General features: G+C 71.7%; 9 protein-coding genes. 7 read left to right on the top strand and 2 right to left on the bottom strand.

Annotation, left to right across the window (positions count from 1 at the left end; all coding sequences use genetic code 11):
- Window positions 1-337 precede the first annotated feature (337 nt).
- The 3 genes from D7Y13_RS00600 to D7Y13_RS00610 all read left to right on the top strand — a co-directional run bounded on the left by D7Y13_RS00600 (window position 338) and on the right by D7Y13_RS00610 (window position 8,321).
- Window positions 338-2,170, top strand: coding sequence for a sigma 54-interacting transcriptional regulator (locus D7Y13_RS00600; protein ID WP_199732653.1), 1,833 nt, complete (start codon window positions 338-340; stop codon window positions 2,168-2,170).
- A complete protein-coding gene (locus tag D7Y13_RS00605) occupies window positions 2,167-6,696 on the top strand; it encodes an nSTAND1 domain-containing NTPase (protein WP_120582086.1) in 4,530 nt (1,509 codons plus the stop codon). Before D7Y13_RS00600 ends, D7Y13_RS00605 begins: the two co-directional genes overlap by 4 nt.
- A 155-nt stretch (window positions 6,697-6,851) precedes the next feature.
- Window positions 6,852-8,321 (top strand): ADYC domain-containing protein, encoded by a 1,470-nt coding sequence (locus D7Y13_RS00610; protein WP_147444148.1) that lies wholly within the window; start codon window positions 6,852-6,854, stop codon window positions 8,319-8,321.
- A gap of 80 nt (window positions 8,322-8,401) precedes the next feature.
- Here the strand turns inward: D7Y13_RS00610 and D7Y13_RS47075 are convergent, their stop codons facing one another.
- Entirely contained in the window at window positions 8,402-9,352 is a 951-nt protein-coding gene (locus tag D7Y13_RS47075; RefSeq protein ID WP_199732652.1) for an SRPBCC domain-containing protein, read from the bottom strand.
- A complete protein-coding gene (locus D7Y13_RS00620) occupies window positions 9,349-9,741 on the bottom strand; it encodes an ArsR/SmtB family transcription factor (protein WP_120582084.1) in 393 nt (130 codons plus the stop codon). The genes D7Y13_RS47075 and D7Y13_RS00620 overlap by 4 nt, the downstream gene beginning before the upstream one ends.
- 182 nt (window positions 9,742-9,923) lie before the next feature.
- Here D7Y13_RS00620 and D7Y13_RS00625 point away from each other — a divergent pair, with 182 nt between their 5' ends.
- The 4 genes from D7Y13_RS00625 to D7Y13_RS00640 are packed head-to-tail and all read left to right on the top strand — an operon-like array spanning window position 9,924 to window position 18,254.
- A complete protein-coding gene (locus D7Y13_RS00625; protein ID WP_120582083.1) occupies window positions 9,924-15,056 on the top strand; it encodes a non-ribosomal peptide synthetase in 5,133 nt (1,710 codons plus the stop codon).
- Window positions 15,053-16,567 (top strand): condensation domain-containing protein, encoded by a 1,515-nt coding sequence (locus D7Y13_RS00630; protein WP_120582082.1) that lies wholly within the window; start codon window positions 15,053-15,055, stop codon window positions 16,565-16,567. The genes D7Y13_RS00625 and D7Y13_RS00630 overlap by 4 nt, the downstream gene beginning before the upstream one ends.
- Entirely contained in the window at window positions 16,564-17,790 is a 1,227-nt protein-coding gene (locus D7Y13_RS00635; protein WP_120582081.1) for a cytochrome P450, read from the top strand. Before D7Y13_RS00630 ends, D7Y13_RS00635 begins: the two co-directional genes overlap by 4 nt.
- Window positions 17,787-18,254, top strand: a complete 468-nt coding sequence (locus D7Y13_RS00640) for a MarR family winged helix-turn-helix transcriptional regulator (protein WP_120531173.1) — start codon at window positions 17,787-17,789, stop codon at window positions 18,252-18,254. The genes D7Y13_RS00635 and D7Y13_RS00640 overlap by 4 nt, the downstream gene beginning before the upstream one ends.
- Window positions 18,255-18,273: the final 19 nt, after the last annotated feature.

Consider the following 18,273-nt stretch of genomic DNA (forward strand, 5'->3'; position numbering starts at 1 on the left):
CCTTGCCAGTCCGTGACACGGCAAGGCTTGCCGGGCCGGGGGGCTCCCAGGGGGGAGGGCCTCCTGGCACCGCCGTTGCTCTACCGGGTTCCCGCCCGCCCTGCCGGCCCGCATGGCGCGATGCCGCGCGAGGGCGACCCACTCCCATGATGAAGAGCCGCACGTTCCTGTCGGAGTCAGTCCGTGTCCTCGCGCTGCTGGAGCTGCACGGCCGCCCCAGCCAACGCCAGCCGATGACGTCACGCCGATGAAGACCGGTCCGCGACCGGGGCGCACCCGTCCATCCCGTCCGGACTGTCCTCCTGGGCAAGGACGTGACAGCATTGGAATTCGCGCGATGTCCTCCCCGATTCCCAGTGCCCGTGAGACGCGTCCCCTCGGAAGGGTGGGGTCGGAGCCCCCGGACTCCGGTGCCGCCTACCTCCTGGTGATGGAGGGCGACTCCTCGTGGCGCTTCACGCTGCCCGCCGAGGGCACGGTGCTGGTGGGCCGGGACGAGCCGGCGGACCTGCGCCTGAAGGACGAGAGTGTTTCCCGGCGGCATGCCCGCATCCTGGTGACGGAGGAGGGAGCGCGGGTCGTGGACCTGGGCAGCCACAACGGCACGCTGGTCAACGGCCGGCAGGTGGAGGGGGCGCACCTGCTCCTGTCCGGGGACGTGCTGTCCTTTGGCGGGGTGGTGGCGGTGGTGCGTGCCCGCGTCCGTTCCGTGGCGGCCCGGCGCACGTTGGAGTCCGAGCGGCTGATGGAGCACCTGCGCGAGGAGGTGGACCGTGCGCTGCGCTATGGCCGGCCGCTGTCGGTGCTGGTGCTGGCGCTGCCGGACTCGCCCTCCGCAAGCCGTGAGTCGGTGGAGGCCCTGCTGACGGCGGAGGCGGGGCCGGCGGAGGCCGTGGGGTGGTTGGACGCCGCGCACCTGCTGTGCGTGCTGCCGGAGGTGTCCGGCGAGCCGGGCGAAGAGGAGTTCGGCGAGCGCATGGAGGCGCTGCTGACGGCGTTTCCCCGGGCACGGCTGGGCACGGCGGCCTGTCCCACGGATGGCTGTGACGCGGACACGCTGGTGGCGGTCGCGCGCACGGCGGCGCAGGCCGCGAAGCCGGGACGGGCGGCGGCGGCGGCGGAAGGGGCGACGCGGCTGGACCTGGCCGGGCGCACGGTGCTGGTGGCGGACCCCGCCATGTCCCAGCTCTACGCGCTCCTGCGCCGGCTGGCGGCCAGCGAGCTGCCGGTGCTGGTGTGCGGTGAGACGGGCGTGGGCAAGGAGAACGCGGCGTTCGCGGTGCATCACTGGTCGCGCCGTGGCACCGGGCCGTTCATCGCCGTGAACTGCGCCGCGCTCCCGGAAGGCCTGGTGGAGAGCGAGCTGTTCGGCAACGAGAAGGGCGCCTTCACGGGGGCGACCACGTCGCGCGCGGGCCTGCTGGAGAGCGCGCAGGGCGGCACCGTCTTCCTCGACGAGGTGGGGGAGCTGCCCGCGTCCGCGCAGGCCAAGCTGCTGCGCGCGCTGGAGGTGCGTCGCATCACGCGCGTGGGTGACACGCGCGAGCGTCCCATCGACCTGCGCGTGGTGGCCGCCACGCACCGCGACCTGGAGGCGGAGGTGGCGGCCGGGCGGTTCCGGGAGGACCTGTACTTCCGCCTGGGCGCGGCCACGGTGTTGTTGCCGCCCCTGCGGGAGCGCCCTCGGGAGGTGCCGCTCCTGGCGCGCGACTTCCTGGCGCGCGCGTGTCTGGCATTGGGGCGGCCGGAGCTGGTGCTGGCCGCGGACACGCTGCACGCGCTGTCGCGCCATGCGTGGCCCGGCAACGTGCGCGAGCTTCGCAACCTGATGGACTACGTCGCCGCGGCGGTGGCGGGGGACGTGGTGGAGCCGCACCACCTTCCGCCTCGCATGATGGGACGCAAGGGGGCCGCCCCGGTGGCTGGAGCGGAGAGCGCGCCGGAGGCTGGACGTGCTGTCGCCGCGCCCGAGGCAGGGGCGCGGTTGCCATTGGCGCAGGAGCTGCGTGAGCTGGAGCGCCGCCGGATGATGGAGGCGTTGGACGCGGCGGACGGCGTGCAGACGAAGGCCGCGGCGCTCATCGGCATGCCGATCCGGACGTTCTCCTTCAAGTTGAAGCAGCTGGGCGTGCAGGTGCGTCCCGGCCGTCGGGGACCCACGACCGAATGAGCTCGCCTCCCGGGCCGCTGTTGGAGCCTCCGCGCGAGTTCGAGGAGTACCGGCTGCTGCGTCCCCTGGGACAGGGGGCGATGGGGCAGGTGTTCCTGGCCCAGGACACGTTGTTGGACCGGCAGGTGGCGGTGAAGTTCATTGCCACGCCGGCGGGCCGGCTGCCGGATGCGACAGCCCGCGCGAGGTTCTTCCAGGAGGCGCGGGCCATCGCCCGGCTCCAGCACCCCAACGTGGTGGCCATCCACCGTGTGGGCGAGGTGCGCGGGCAGCCATACCTCGTGTCCGAGCTGATTCGAGGAGAGTCGCTGGACCGGCTGGCTCGACCGGTGGAGGGAGGGCTGGCGCTGCGGCTCGGCATCGACCTGGCAAGAGGACTGGCCGCCGCCCACCGCCGAGGCATCCTCCACCGCGACCTCAAGCCCGCGAACGCCGTGCTGTCGGAGGACGGCGAGGTGAAGCTGCTCGACTTCGGGCTCGCGGAGTGGAGTCAGTGGACGGAGCCCGCTGTTGCGCCGGAGAAGGATGGGACGGACGACGGTGCAGGCACGCGGTCGCTGACGGACGACACGGCGGCTCAGGTGCGCGCCGCGCAGGCACTCGGACTCGCGGGTGCGCGTGCGACGCAAGACCTTCCAGCACTGCCCACCGCATCTGAATCCCTGGCGCAGGCAGTGGCGCACGCCACGCAAGACGTTCTGCCGCGACCCACTGGGACTGACGACGGGGCGCAGCCGGGGACGCGTGCGACGCGAGACTTCTTGCCGCCGTCTTCCATGTCTGACGCCGCCGTGCATGCTGCGACGGGTGTAACGCGAGACTTCCTGCCGGCGCCTTCCGTGTCTGACGACATGGCGAATGCAGGGACTCGTGTGACGCAGGACTTGCTGCCTCCGCGCACCGTGTCTGGTGACACGGCGCCGGAGGGATTGCACTCGACGCAAGACTTGCTGCCTCTGCCCGCCCTGTCGGGTGCCAGGACGCAGGACGGGGCGCATGCCACGCAAGGCATGCAGCCTCTACCCACGCTTTCTGGTGCCAGGACGCCGGAAGGCTCGCGTGCAACGCAAGACTTGCTGCCTCTGCCCGCCCTGTCGGGTGCCAGGACGCAGGACGGGGTGCATGACACGCACGGTTTCAGGCCTCTGCCCGCCCTGCTTCATGACACGGCGCCGGAAGCCTCGCGTGCGACACACGCTCCTCGTTCGCTGCCCACCGTATCGGGTGACACGGCGCCGGAAGCCGCGCAAGACCCTCGCTCGCTGCCCGCCGCGACTTCCGCGCGCGGTGTCGCCGCGCCCCCCGCGACCGGTGGGAACAGCTCCTTGCCGGTTCCCGCCGCGCTCGCGGGCACTCCGCTCTACATGGCTCCCGAACTCTGGCGCGGCGAACCCGCGAGCCGGGCCAGTGATGTCTACGCGCTGGGCGTGCTGCTCTATGAGCTGTGCGCGGGCGTGGCACCCCACGACGGCGTGCCCCTGGAGGCCCTGGGTCGCGCGGTGGAGGAACATCCACCGCGTCCGCTCGCAGACGTGGCGCCCGCGCTTCCTCCGGGTCTGGCGGCCGTGGTGGACCGGTGCCTTTCCACGAACCCCGCCCACCGGTTCGCTTCCGGCGATGCCCTGCGCGAAGCCCTCGAAGCGCTGAGCCTTCCCGCCCGCGTGGGCGCGCTGCCCACTGGCAATCCCTACCGTGGTCTCCAGCCCTTCGAGGCCGCGCACCGGGGCGTCTTCTTCGGCCGTGAAAGCGAGGTGCGCGACGTGCTGGACCGCCTGCGAGGCGATGCCTTCGTCCTGCTCGCGGGAGACTCGGGCGTGGGCAAATCGTCGCTGTGCCGCGCGGGCATCCTGCCCGCCCTCGCCGCAGGTTCCCAGTCCGGGGAGGGTGGGCCCGCGTGGGCCGTCGTCTCCTGCACGCCGGGCCGCCGCCCGTTGGACTCCCTGGTGGAAGCCCTGGCCCCGTTGCTCGACGTGTCGGCCGAAGCCCTGCTCGCGACCGTGGAAACCGAAGAGGGCGGCGCCCTGGCGCGAGCCCTGCGCCGCCGTCCTCCCCACGCGCCCCAGGTGCTGCTCTTCGTCGACCAGCTCGAGGAACTCGTCACCTTCTCGGAGCCCGCCCAGGCGGCGCGCCTCTCCGAGGAGCTGGCGCTGGTGGTGCGCCGCGCGCCCCGGACGCGCGTGCTGGCCACCGCGCGCAGCGACTGTCTCACCCGCCTGGTGGCCCTGCCCGGCCTGGGCGAAGAGGTGCCCCGCGCGCTGCACCTGCTGCGAGCCCTGTCCGAACACGGACTGCGTGAGGCCGTCGTCGGCCCGGTCCGCGCGCTGGGCGTGCGCTTCGAGTCCCCGGAGCTGGAGCAGGCGCTCGTCACCGCCGCGGCCCGCACGGAAGGCGGGCTGCCGCTGTTGCAGTTCACGCTCGCCGCGCTCTGGGAGGCCCGCGACCGCGAGCGGGGCCTCATCCCCGCCACCGCGCTGGAGACCCTCGGAGGTGTCGAAGGCGCGCTGGCCCGTCACGCGGACGCGGTGGTGGCCCGGCTGCGGCCGGAGCAGCGCCCTCGCGCCCGCGAACTGCTCCTGGAGCTCGTCACCCCCGAGGGCACGCGCCTGCGCCGCACCGTCGCGGAGCTGCTGCGGGGCCCGGACGACGCGGCGGGGCGCTCGGTACTGGAAGGGCTGGTCCAGGGCCGGCTCCTCACCGCCGGCGAAGGCGAAGGCGGCGAGGGCGTCTACACGCTCGCGCACGAAAGCCTGCTCACCGGCTGGGACACGCTGCGCGGCTGGATGGGCGAGGACGAGCAGCGGCGCGCCGTCCGCCACCGGTTGGAGCGCGCCGCCGCCGAGTGGGACCGCCTGGGTCGTCCGGTGGAACTCCTCTACGCGGGCCGTCAGCTCACCGAGGCCTCCGACGTGGGCACGCGGCCCGGACGCTCGCGGGAGCAGGACTTCCTCGCCCGTTCCCGGCAGGTCGCCCGCCGCCGCCGCGCCGTGCGCTGGACCGCCGCCATCGCCGCGCCCCTGGCGCTGCTGGGCGCGGTGGTCGTCACGCGCCTTCAGGCCAGGGCCCAACTGGAGTCGCGCATCGCGCACCAATTGAGCGAAGCCCGGAGCGCCGTGGTCGCCGCGCACACGGCGGATGTGGAGGCGCAGCGGCTGCGCACGGAGGCCTTCGCGCACTTCGATGCGCTCGGGAGCGAGCATCGGGATGCCGCGGAGAAGGTGTGGTCCCACGCCCTGGAGGTGGAGCGCGCCGCGGAAGCCCAAGCGCTGCGGGCCCTGTCCGCGCTGGAGACCGCGTGGGGGTTGGACCCCGGCCGCGCCAACGTGAGGGACTTCCTGGCGGACCTGCTGGCGGAGAGGGTGGCTCGCTCGGCGCTCCACCAACAACCCGAAGCGCGTGAGCAGTGGTTGAAGCGCCTCGCGTTGTACGACGCCTCCGGAGTCCGGAGGGCGGAGCTGTCCGCGCCCGCGCGCCTCTCCGTCGTGACGTCGCCTCCGGGCGCTCGCGTGCGACTGCTCGGTCCGAAGCCAGAGGACGCGACGTCACCGGGGCGTGAGCTCGGGCAGGGCCCCGTGCGCGACGCGGGCATCCCGCCGGGTTCGCACGTGCTCCTGCTGGAGGCCCCGGGCCGCGCTCCCGTGCGAGCCCCCGTGCTGCTGCGGCCCGGTGAAACCCTGACGCTGGACCTGAAGCTGCCGCCGGTTTCGGCGGTGCCCGAGGGCTTCGTCTACGTGCCCCCCGGCCGCTTCCTGCAGGGCGCGTCGGAGAGCGAATACCTGCGGCGCAACTTCTTCTACGCCGCCCCTCTCCATGAAACGCGGACGGACGGCTACCTCATCGCGCGGCACGAGGTGACGTTCGGTGACTACATCGCCTTCCTCGCGTCGCTGTCCGCGAAGGAGCGCGCCCTGCGCCGCCCCGGCAACCGTCAAAGCCTCACCGGGGTGGAGCTGGTGGAGGAGTCCGACGGGCGCTGGCGCCTGGAGTTGAGCCCGGCCTCGGCGCACTACCGCGTGAGGGAAGGGGAGCCCGTGCGCTACGGGAAGCGGGACCGGCGCGCGGTGCAGGACTGGCGCCGCTTCCCGGTGTCCGCCATCTCCTTCGAGGACGCGCAGGCCTACGTCGTGTGGCTGGACCGCACCGGCCAGGTGCCCGGGGCGCGCCTGTGCACGGAGCGGGAATGGGAGCGGGCGGCCCGGGGCGCGGATGGGCGCCGCTACCCCGGGGGCGACGGGCTGGAGGCGGATGACGCCAACGTCGACCGGACCTATGGCCGGGAACCCCAGGGCTTCGGCCCGGACGAGGTGGGCAGCCATCCGCGCTCGCGCAGTCCCTTCGGCGTGGACGACCTGGCCGGCAACGTGTGGGAGTGGACGCGTTCGGACGTGGTCCCCGGCCATCCCTCCGCCCAGGGTGGAAGCTGGTACCAGAGCGACCTGAGCGCGCACTCCGCGAACCGGGACGTGGTGGAGCCCACCCAGCGCGAGGCCCTCATGGGCATGCGCGTCTGCGCCACCCCGCGCTTCTGAAAGCCTCCGGCGCGGCAAGGACCGCCAGCCCCCGGCAAGTCTTGCCGGCCACTCCTGCCAGCAAGCGTCGCCCGGCGCCTTCCCTCCCTCGGCGTGAGCCCTGGCACGCCGGCTGCTCTGTGCTCCGTCCGATCCCCTTGACCAAGGTGTCCGCCTTGAAATCCGTCTCCCGCTTTCTCCCAGCATGTCTGTCCGTCTGGTTCCTCGTCGCCTGCGATGTGCCCTCGCCGGGGGAGGCCACACCAGCACCCGTCCTCGTCACCCAGGACTTCGCGGACGGCACCGACGGCTCCCACTCACAGGGCAAGCAACTGCACGGGACGCCGCACGGGAGCGTCGCCTTCTCGGACGCCTCCATCCTGCGCAGTGGGGAGCGGCGGGGCGTGACGCTGGAGTTGGACCGGGGAGAACTCGTCGCGGACCTGGCGCTGCATGTGGAAGGCACCACCCCCAGCCTGGTGGGCTGCGCTTCCCCGAACGAGACCGGGCCGGACCGCTCCTGTGGTCTGACGGTGCTGGGCCAGGGCACCTGCACGCCCGGCGCGCGGTTCACGCTGAGCAGTGGGGCCCTCTGCCAGACCCGGCCGCCCGGAAGCTGCCAGGGTGCGCCGGTGATGCGGGTCTGCTCGGGGGAGAGGCCCTGTGAGGACCAGGACGCGAACCACCTCGTCACCGGGGCTCCCATCTGTGCGTCGTCGACGTGTCCCTCCGCCAACGTCCAGTGCCCCGCGAGTGGCGTCTACACGGTGCTCGCCGGCCCCTACACGCCGGGGACGCCCTGGAGCCTGACCCTGGGCGCCTCCCGGGGTGAGTTCCCCGCGACGCATCAGGAGCTGCGGGGCGACCGGTTGGTGGGACTCATGATGCGCTCCGCCAGCGGCCTGCCCATGCTGGAGGTGACGGCCGCCATCAATGCCCAGGATGTCGTCATCCAGGAGTCTCCCGGGACGTGGGACCCCAGTGGCTACACCTACCTGTACCGCGTGAAGTCCCTGGGCGCGCAGCCCCTGGGCAACATCTGCAACAGCAATCCCAATCCGAACGGCGGGGACGCCCTGGTCGTGCCGGTACGGGGGCTCTATGACAACCTCGGCGAGCGGACGGAGAGCTCCACCGCCTTCACGCTGGCGTGTGAGTACGCCGTCATCGCCAAGTGCTACCGCTGGGGCTACAAGCCGTGGCTGGACGGCGTCCAGGCCGGCAAGACGACGGAGGCGCACTGGGCCTGCACGCGCATGGCGCGAGCGGACTACTGCGGCGCTGGCCAGTACTACACGGAGGACGGAACCCCCATCCGCCTGTGGGATGGCATGAAGCCGCCCATCAATGCGGCTCCCGCCAATCCCATCCCGCAGCAGAGCATGTCATTCGAGGCCGGGTGGACGACGGACGGCGCCGTGTGCCTGAGTCACTGGCGCTGGAAGAACCTGGATGCCAACACCTGCACCAACCTGCACTGGCCCAAGTATGACGCGAACGGAAACGTCATCAATGACTGCCAGGCCACGGGCGGCGCCGAGGGGTGCTCGGCCATCTGCGACAACGCGGACGATGCGGAGCGGCTGTATGGCGCGAAGGTCTTCAATGAATCCGCCAGCAACGGGCCCAACGCCGGCATGCCGTAGCCTCGAACCTGTCCGGAGCGCGGGGGCCTTTTGACTCCCGTCATCCGCCGCGAGGAGGGGGGCGGCGGATGGCGGGGCTGTCAGCCGAGCAGGGGCCGGTTGAGCTCCGTGCGCCACGTCTTCGGATCCGGGCCCGACTCCGGGCCCGCGACGTAGACCTCCCAGAGGTCCTGGGCCGGCGTGAGCCCCTGCTGTTCAATCCACGCACCGAACTCGCCCCAGGCCTGTCCCAGGCCCTCGTAGGGCCCCTGGTAGACGCTGCGCGCGACCTTCATCGCGGGCCAGAGGCCGGGCTTGACGCGGCCCGCGGCCTTGACCGGCGTGGTGACGGGGACGCCAATCTCGAAGTCGAAGGTGTCGGGGGTGATGCGCAGGTGGTGGGTGAACCACGGCCCCGTGGGCTTGAGGCCCTGCGCGGCCACGGTGGCCATCAACTCGGAGATGCCCGGACCCATGACCTGCTGGATTTCGGCGCGGGGAATGGTGACGTGGATGACCGCGATGGGCTGGTCCTCCGTCTGTGTGATTTGTGGTGTGGCAATCCCTGACAGCGGGGATGCCAGCAATTGCTCGAGCATGTCGTAGCCCGAGGCCACCCCTTGCTCCATGGGGGAGCGCAGCACCTCGTCGCGGGCGTCCTTGGACTCGAACCGCATCGTGCTCGTGAGCGTCGTCTTCCCGCCCTCCTCGGTGAGGAGCAACGTGTTCAGCGCTTCGCCCGTGTACCAGGCGTCGTCGAACCGCTCGGTGTTCACCAGCCGCTCGGGCGCCACGATTTCGCGGAAGACCCCGCGGACGCCCATGTCCTTCCGGTCGGGTCCCCGCCACACGTAGCGATAGGCGCCGCCCACCCGCAGGTCGATGTCGCAGACCGCCAGCGACCAGCCCCGGTGCACCCCCAGCCAGCGCTTGAGCAGCTCCGGCTTCGTGTGCGCGTCGAACACGAGCCGGCGGGGCGCGTTGAAGACCCGCGTCATCGTGAGTTCGAGATCGCTGGGGGTGGAGACCTTCAGGTTTCCGGTGTTCTTCATGGGTGCTTCCTCCTCTTGCGCGGAGTGGGGCGCCGCGCTTCCTGTTCCTTCAAGTCCTCGAGCACGGCGTCCAGCGCCTGGAAGTTCTCCTCCCAGAACTGGCGGTAGTGCTCCAACCACCGGGTGGCCTCCGCGAGCGGCGCGGCCTCAAGCCGGCGGGGCCGCCGCTGCGCGTCCCGGCCGCGCGAAATCAGCCCGGCGCGCTCCAGCACCTTGAGGTGCTTGGAGATGGCGGGCTGGCTCATGGCGAACGGCTCGGCGAGCTCGCTCACCGACGCCTCGCCCGACGCCAGCCGCGCCAGGATGGCCCGGCGCGTCGGGTCCGCGAGCGCGGCGAAGGTGGCGTCCAGGTGACCAGGAGAGGGGCTTCCATAACCGGTGAGTTCCATGACCTATTGGTTATATAGGGCCGCTGCGTCCACGGGTCAAGGCAACGGAGCGCTTCGAGTCATCCGGTCGCCAACCAGGACGGCGCGGTGGATTTTCGCGTGTTAGAGGTCCGGGGAGGCGGCTGCCGGAGTGTTCCCCCGCGAGGCAGCCGCAGTGTGTGTCATTGCTTCCAGGAGCCCTTGTGTCCTCCACGCCCCCTGCCTTCCGGGTCACCGGAACCGAATACGAACGCCTGCTCGCGAGCCTCCGCCTGAAGAGCCCCTGGGCGCTCCAAGGTCACGCTCCGGCGGCGGTGCCGGAGGTGCTGGACGGCCTGGGGCAGTCCTCACGGGTCGACCCCGGACCGTGGCGGTCGGTGGTGGAGGTCATCGTCGCGCAGTGCCGACTGCACGCGGATCGGGTCGCGCTCTCGGACGGGTCCACGGAAACGACCTATGGACGGCTGGAAGAGCGCACCCGTGCGCTGGCCGCGGACCTTCGAGCGCGGGGCATCGGACGGGGTGACGTGGTCGCGCTCGTGCTGGAGAGGGGCCCTGGCTTCGTCGAGCTCGCGCTCGCCGTCTGGCGGGTGGGCGCGGCCTATCTCCCGCTGTCGCCGTCGCACCCCCAGGCGTGGCGGGAGGACATCGTCCGCAGGGCCGGTGTGGTGCTGGTGGTCGCCCTGGCGCCGGACAGCGCGGTGCCCGGGGTGCCGTTCCTGGCGGCGGGTGCCGAAGCGGTTTCTGTCGCGGCAGCGGAGCAGGACGCGGTGCTTGCTCCGGAGGACCTCGCGTACATCATCTGCACGTCGGGTTCGACGGGTGAGCCCAAGCTGGTGATGATCGAGCATCGCGGGGTCGCCAACCTCCTGCATGCCCAGCGGGACTTCCTGGGCGCGCTGGGGCCGGACACGCGGGTGCTCCAGTTCTTCCACCCATCCTTCGACGCGTCGCTGTTCGACCTCCTGCTGGCGCTGTCCAACGGCGGGCGGCTGGAGACCGTGGAGGCGGCGCAGTTTTCCGGTGAGCCCCTGGCCCAGGTGCTGGTGCGCCGGCGCATCACCCACGCGGTGCTGCCCGCGGCGGTCCTGCGCACGCTGCAACCGGGCGGCTTCCCCGACCTCCAGGTGGTGATGAGCGTCGGAGACGTGTGCCTCCCGGAGACGGCCCGGCAGTGGGGCGCGCGGCACCGCTTCGTCAACGGCTATGGCCCCACGGAGGTGACGGTGGCCAGCACGCTCCAGGCGGTGGGCGCCGTGGACGGCGAGCGCGTGCCCATTGGCCGTCCCATCTCCAACTACCACGTGGTTCTCCTGGACGAGCATCTGCGCCCCGTCCCGGAAGGAGCGCCGGGCGAGCTGTGCCTCGGTGGAGAAGGAGTCGGGCGCGGCTACCTGGGGCGGCCCGCGCTCACCGCGGAGCGGTTCATCCCGGATCCATTCAGCGGCCAGCCGGGAAGCCGGCTGTATCGCAGTGGAGACCTGGGCCGGCGGCTGCCAGACGGCACGCTGGAGTTCCTGGGCCGGCGCGACGACCAGGTGAAGATCCGGGGCGCGCGCATTGAGCTGGGGCAGGTGGAGACAGCCCTGGCCGCGCTGCCGGACGTGCGGGACGCGGTGGCCCTCGTGGACGGCACGGGGGAGCGTCTGCTGGGCTACGTGATGCCGGTCGCCGGAGCGGTGCTGTCGGGCGACGCGGTGAGCGCGGAGCTGCGGCGCCGGCTTCCCGGCTACCTGGTGCCGGATGCGGTGGTCGTCGTGGACGCGTGGCCGCTGAACACGAACGGCAAGGTCGACCGCGCCCGGCTGCCCCGGCCCCAACGGACGGAGCGGGCCGGCTACCAGCCGCCGGAATCGCCCGGCGAAGAGGCCCTGGCGGCCATCGCGGCGGGGCTGCTCGGGATGGAGCGGGTGGGGCGGCATGACAACCTGTTCGAACTGGGAGGGCATTCGCTGTTCGCCACCCAGCTCGTCGCGCGGGTGCGCCGCGTGCTGGGCGCGCAGTTGGAGTTGAGCGCGGTGCTCCAGTCGCCCACGGTGGCCCAGCTCGCGGCCGGGTTGAAGGAAGGGCAGGGTGGGGTGGAGCAGGGCCCGCGCGCGGGCGCGGCGGGGACGGCCCTCATGCCTTCGTATGGTCAGGAGCGGGTGTGGTTGATGCACAAGCTCAACCCGGATGCGCGGGCCTACCACTCGCAGTCGGTGTTCCGGCTGGTGGGGGCCCTGGATGTCAACGCGCTGCACGCGTGCCTCACCGACATCGTCCGGCGCCATGACGTGATGCGCACCCGCTTCCCTGAAGTGGATGGGGAGCTGCGGTGCGAACTGGAAGCGCCCTGGGAGGTGGAAGTCCCGCTCCAGGACTTCAGCGACGTGGACGAAGCGCTGCTGGGGGCCCGGGTGGGCGAGGCCGTTCGCGACGCGGTGCAGGCGCCCTTCGCGCTGGCCGAAGGCAGGCCCTTCCGTTGGCGGTTGCTGCGACTGGGCGCGGAGGAGCACGTCTTCGTGCACGTCGAACATCACATCGTCCACGACGGCTGGTCTTTCAACGTCTTCGTGCGCGAGCTGATCAACGGCTACGCCGAATCCGTGCGCCACGGACAGGTGCGACGCCCGGCGCTGGCCGTGCAGTACAACGACTACGCGCGCTGGCAGCGGGAGTGGGTGGGCACCGAAGCCGCCCAGGCGCAGCGCCGCTTCTGGCGTCAGGAGTTGGAAGGCGCGGAGACCCGGCTCCAGCTCCCCCGCCGCGCTTCGCCCGGGGGAAGACGGTTCCGGGGTGTGGCGCCCCGGATGGAGCTGGACGGAGACCTCGCGCGCCGCCTGCAGGCCCTGGCCGACAGGAACAACACGTCCCTCTTCACCACGCTCCTCGCGGCGTACTTCGTCCTCCTGCACCGGTACACCGGCTCCCAGGACCTGCTCGTCGGCTCCTCGGTGGCCAACCGGCGCTGGCAGGACACGGAGGGGCTGCTGGGCATGCTCATCAACACGGTCGTGCTGCGCGGCCGGTTGCATGGGCACCCCTCGTTCGAGGAGTTCCTGGCGCGGATGCGGCGCACCACCCTGGACGTCTACGACCACCAGGAGCTGCCCTACGAGCAGATCTTCGCGGAGTCGCCCGCGCGCCATCAGGGTGGGTTCAACCCGTTGATGCAGACGATGTTCAACTTCCACGATTCGTCGGTGGGCACGCTCGACGCGTCACCGCTCGACGTCACCTACGTGGAGGGGCTGGGCAACGGCTCCTCCAAGTTCGAGCTGGCCGTCGTCGCCGTACCCCTCTACTCCGAGCCCGGGCACATCCGCCGACTGGCCGGGGATCTGGTGAGCATTCCCCGCTCCGACACCCCCGTGCGCTCCAGTCCTCGCGCTTCCCTGAGCGGCATCCTGCTGTCGTGGGAGTTCGACTCCGACCTCTTCGAGGGCTTCTTCATCACCGGCATGCTGTCCGCGTACCAGCAACTGCTGCGCTCCATCACCGCCGCGCCAGACACCCGCGTGTCGCGGCTGGCATTGATGACCGAAGCCGAGCAGCGGGCGCTCGTCAGCGTGGGCCCCAGGCAGGAAGCTCCCGCGCATTGGGTCCCCGACCTGCTGGCCCGCTGGACGCGGCTCGCGCCCGAAGCTCCGGCCGTGACGTCTGGCACGTCCGTGTTGACGTACGGCGAGCTGACGCGTCAGGCGGAGCACCTGGCGCACCATCTGCGAGGCCTGGGCGTCGGGCGTGAGTCGTTGGTGGCGGTGTGCATCCCGCGCTCGGCGGAGCTGGTCGTGGCCCAGTTGGGCATCCTCAAGGCAGGGGCAGCGTTCCTGTCGCTGGATCCAGGCGCCCCTCCGGCCTACCTGGAGCCGCTCGTGCAGGACGCCGGGGCCCGAGCCCTGGTGACGACGGCGGCGCTGGCGGGCCGTCTCAGCGGCCTTCCCGTCATTGTGTTGGACGACCTTCCGCCGGTGTCCGGGCCGCCGCTGCCTTCGGGAAGCCCGTCGGACCTCGCGTACGTGCTCTACACGTCCGGGTCGACCGGCAAGCCCAAGGGCGTCCAGATCGAGCACCGCTCGGTCGCGTCACTCCTGCACCGGACGGCCCTGGCCGAGGACCTGGGGCCGGGCAAGACGATGATGGCGATGGCGTCGGTGTCCTTCGATGTGTCGGTGCTGGAGGTCTGGGCGGCGTTGCTCAACGGTGCCGCGGTCCACTTCCTGCCGCCGGGCTGGGACGTGCCGGGATTGGCCCGGTGCCTCATCGACCAGCGCATCACCCATGCGGTGATTCCCCCTGTCGTGCTGCCCCGGTTGGTGGCCGAGGCTCCGGAGGCCTTCGCGGGCCTGGACCGGGTGGTGGTGGGCGGGGATGTCTTCCCCGTGGAGGCGTTCCATGCGCTCAAGCGCGAGGGCTTCACGAAGGTGACGAACGCCTACGGCCCCACGGAGATCACCATCATGGCCAGCGCGTTCAAGCTCGACGACTGGCAGGACACCGAGGCCACGAACGCGCCCATTGGTCGGGCGCTGTTCAATGCGCACCTCGTGGTGCTCGACGAACGCGGGCAGGTGGCTCCGCCCGGGGCGGTCGGGGAGATCTGCATCGGGGGAGACGGGGTCGCGCGAGGCTACCGCCACAGGCCGGGGCTCACCGCCGAGCGGTTCGTGCCGGATCCGTTCGCGGCGCATCCTGGCGGTCGGCTCTACCGCAGTGGGGACCTGGGCCGGTGGCTTCCCGGGGGCGTCATCGAGTTCCTGGGCCGCCGCGATGAGCAGGTGAAGGTCCGGGGCTTCCGGGTGGAGCTGGCGGAGGTGCGCGCCGCCCTGGCCGCGCATCCGGGCGTGGTGGATACCCTCGCGGTCGTCGACTCGCGCGGGGAGGAGCCCCGGCTCGTGGGCTACGTGGTGGCGGAGGCGGGGACTCCGGTGTCGGCGCAGGCCGTGCGCGAGGACCTGGCGCGCCGGCTGCCGGGGCATCTCGTGCCGTCGGAGGTGGTGGTCCTGGAGGCGTGGCCGTTGACCCCGCACGGCAAGGTGGACCGGGCCCGGCTGCCCGCGACCCAGCGGAGTCCGGACGCGCCGTTCACCGCGCCGAGGACCGAGTCCGAGGTCCGCATCGCGGCGGTGGTCGCGGACCTGCTGGGCGTGGCCCGGGTGGACGTCCACGAGAGCCTGCTCGCGCTGGGCATGCACTCGTTGCAGGCGATGCGGCTGGCCTCGCGGCTGGGAAGGATGGTGGGCCGCGAGGTCGGGCTCGCGACGATCCTCATGGGGCCCACCGTCGCGCAACTGGCCGCCGCGCTGCCCGCGTCGCCGGTCGCCGCCACCACCATCAAGCGGTTGCCGCGCGCATGACGACCGTGTTCCCCATGTCGTTCGCCCAGCAGCGGCTGTGCTTCCTGCACCGGATGGATCCCTCCGGTGCCGCTCACGTCACGGTGCGCTGCCACCGCGTGACGGGACCGCTGGACCTTCGCGCCCTGCGGGAGGCCCTGGACGTGCTGGTCGCCCGGCACGAACCGCTGCGGACCGTCTTCCCACTGGGAACACACCAGCGCGTGTCTCCGGACGGGCGCGGGCACGTGGACGTCGTGGACGCGACGACGGAGGAAGAGGCCCTGCGACACGCGCAAGCGGAGGTGGCCCGTCCGTTCGACCTGGAGCACGGGCCGCTGCTGCGGCTCACCGTGGTTCGGCTGGAGCCCCGGGTGCACTTTCTCGTCTTCGCGGTGCACCTGCTGGTGGCGGATGGCTGGTCGTTGCAGGTCTTCTCCGAGGACCTGGCCCTCGCCTACCGGGCGGCGGTCCTGGGCGAACCCACCGGCCTGTCCGAGCTGCCCGTGCAGTACGCGGACTGGGCCGCGTGGCAGCGGGAGCAGCTCACCGCCGCACGGCGCGAGTCGCTGTCGCACGGGTGGCGCGAGCGGCTGTCGGGGGTTCCCCTCTTCCTGGACCTCGTCCCCCCACGTCCCGTGCTGGGGCAGGGACGTCGCGCGCACCGGGTCCTGCCCGCTGCGGTCGTCGACTCCGTGCGAGCCCTCGCGAGCGCCGAGCGTCAGACGGTGTTCACGGTGCTGGCCGCCGCGTGCGGCATCGTGCTCGGGCACCACGCAGGCCGTGAGCAGGTGTTGCTGGGGCTGGCCGTGGCCAACCGGGACCTGCCAGAGGTGGAGCGCGTGCTCGGGTTCTTCGTCAACACCGTCGTGCTCAAGGTGGACCTGCGCGGCGACCCCGACTTCCGCGAGCTGCTCGGCCGGGTGGCCGGGGCCACGGCGGACGCGTACGCGCACAAGGACCTGCCCTTCGAACAGCTCGTCGCGGACCTCGCTCCACCGCGAGACCCCACGCGGTCTCCCGTGGTCCAGGTGAACTTCGCCTACCACCCGGCGGGCACGGCGGGAGCACTGGCCCTGCACGGCTGCGAGGTGACAGAGCCCCTGCTGGACCTCCCCACCGCGAAGTTCGAGCTCACCCTCCGGGTCGAGGAACGCTCCGACGGTCTGTGCACCGTGTGGGCCGAATTCGATGAGAGTCTTTTCGACCTCGCGTTCATCGAAGGACTGCTGGCGGCCTACGAAGACATCCTACGGACCGCGGCCCCCGGTGCCCGGATGCCGCGGCTGCGCCCCGTTCGGACCGCGACGGAAGAACACCTTGCCCGCATCTTCGCCGACGTGTTGAAGGTCGCATCGGTCCACGCGCACGATGACTTCTTCCAGCTCGGCGGCCATTCCCTGCAGCTTGTCGAAATCGCGGCCCGGGTCCGGACCGAAATGGGTCAGGACCTCGGGTTGCGTGAGCTGTACCAGCATCCCACCGTGGCGGGCGCCGCTGCCCGGCTCGCGCGCACAGGAGCATCCCGATGAGCGATTCCTATCCATTGCCCAAGGACTGGCAGCATCCGTTGGATCCTCCTCCCGACTACAAGCGGTTGAGGCAGGAGGCCCCGGTGTGTCCTGTCCGGATGTGGGACGGCAAGACGCCGTGGCTGGTCAGTCGCTACCAGGACGTGCTCGCGGTCCTGAGCGATCCCCGGCTGGTCCTGGACTCCACGCTGCCGGGGTTCCCGCACATCTCGCCCTCGTCGTCGGCCCGGCAGGGGCGGCCCCTGCCTTTCTTCCTGCGGCCGGATGCGGAGTACCGGGTGCAGCGGGCCATGCTCGTGCAGGAGTTCCTGCCCCGGCGGATGGAGCTGTTGCGGCCGAGCATCCAGCGCACCGTGGACGCGGCGCTCGACGCGATGCTGGCCGGCCCGCGTCCGGTGGACCTGATGGGCGCCTTCGCGCTGCCCGTCGCCCTGCAAGTCATCTGCGACCTGCTCGGAGTGCCCCATGCCGGCGCCGAGCGCCTGCACGTCCTCAGTCGGACGATCGGCTCCCGCGCCTCGTCGCGCGAGGAGGCGACGCAGGCCCTGGTCGCCCTGGATGACTTCTTCCTGGAACTGGTGGAGGCGAACCTGCGCGAGCCCACCGACACGCTCATCGGTCGCGTCGTGGCCGAGCAGGTGGCGACGGGAAGGCTGAGCGCCCCGGACGCGGCCTCCATGTTCCATTCGCTGTTCTACGCAGGGCACGGGCCGCCCGCGTACATGTTCGGCCTGGGGACGCTGGCGCTGCTGCTCGACCCCGGCCAACTGGAGAAGTTCCGTGAGATGGAGGACCCCGCGGCCATCACGGCGGCGGTCCAGGAACTCCTGCGCTTCATCAACGTCTCCCACCTGGCCCGGCAACGCGTCGCCACGGTGGACGTCACCATTGGCGGCCAGCTCATCCGCGCCGGTGAAGGCATCCTGGCCCAGCCGGATTCGGCCAACCGCGACGAGACGGTCTTCAGCGATCCAGACCGCCTGGACCTCCACCGCGAAGTGCACCGCCACTTCGCCTTCGGCCATGGCATCCACCTGTGCACGGGGCGGGCGCTGTCCCTCATCGAGTTCGAGGTGGTGTTCAAGACGCTGTTCCAGCGCATCCCCACGCTGCGGCTGGCCGTGCCGCCGGAGGAGGTCCGTTTCAAGAAGGATGAGAACCTGCTCGGCGTGCACGAACTGCCGGTCACCTGGGAGCCCGCTTCCCTATACTCACCCCGATGAGCCGACCGCGCCCCGCGAGCCTGAGACTCGACGCGTTCCTCCCCTACCGTCTGTCGGTCGCCGCGAACGTCGTCAGCCAGCGGGTCGCGCGCGTGTACGCGGAGCAGCACGGCCTGAGCACGCAGGAGTGGCGGCTGATGGCCGTGCTGGGGGAGGACGGCGAGCGCACGCAACTGGAGCTCGTCAAACGCACGCGGATGGAGAAGGTGCCGGTGAGCCGTGCCGCGCACGCCCTGGAAGCGCGGGGCCTGGTGCGGCGCGCGCCCAGCGAAAGCGATGCCCGGTCGCGGAGGCTGTCGCTGACCGCCGCCGGCCGCCGCATCTATGACCGCGTGGCCCCCGCCGCGCTCAAAGCGGAGGCGGAGGTGCTCGCCGGTCTGGATGACCGTGAGCGCGCGCTCCTGCGCTCATTGCTGGAGCGCGTCGAACAGGCGGCGAGCGAGGCCCTGACCCGCGACCCCTGATGGTTGTCAAACTGGTTTC

Source organism: Corallococcus praedator (assembly GCF_003612125.1).
GTDB lineage: Bacteria > Myxococcota > Myxococcia > Myxococcales > Myxococcaceae > Corallococcus > Corallococcus praedator.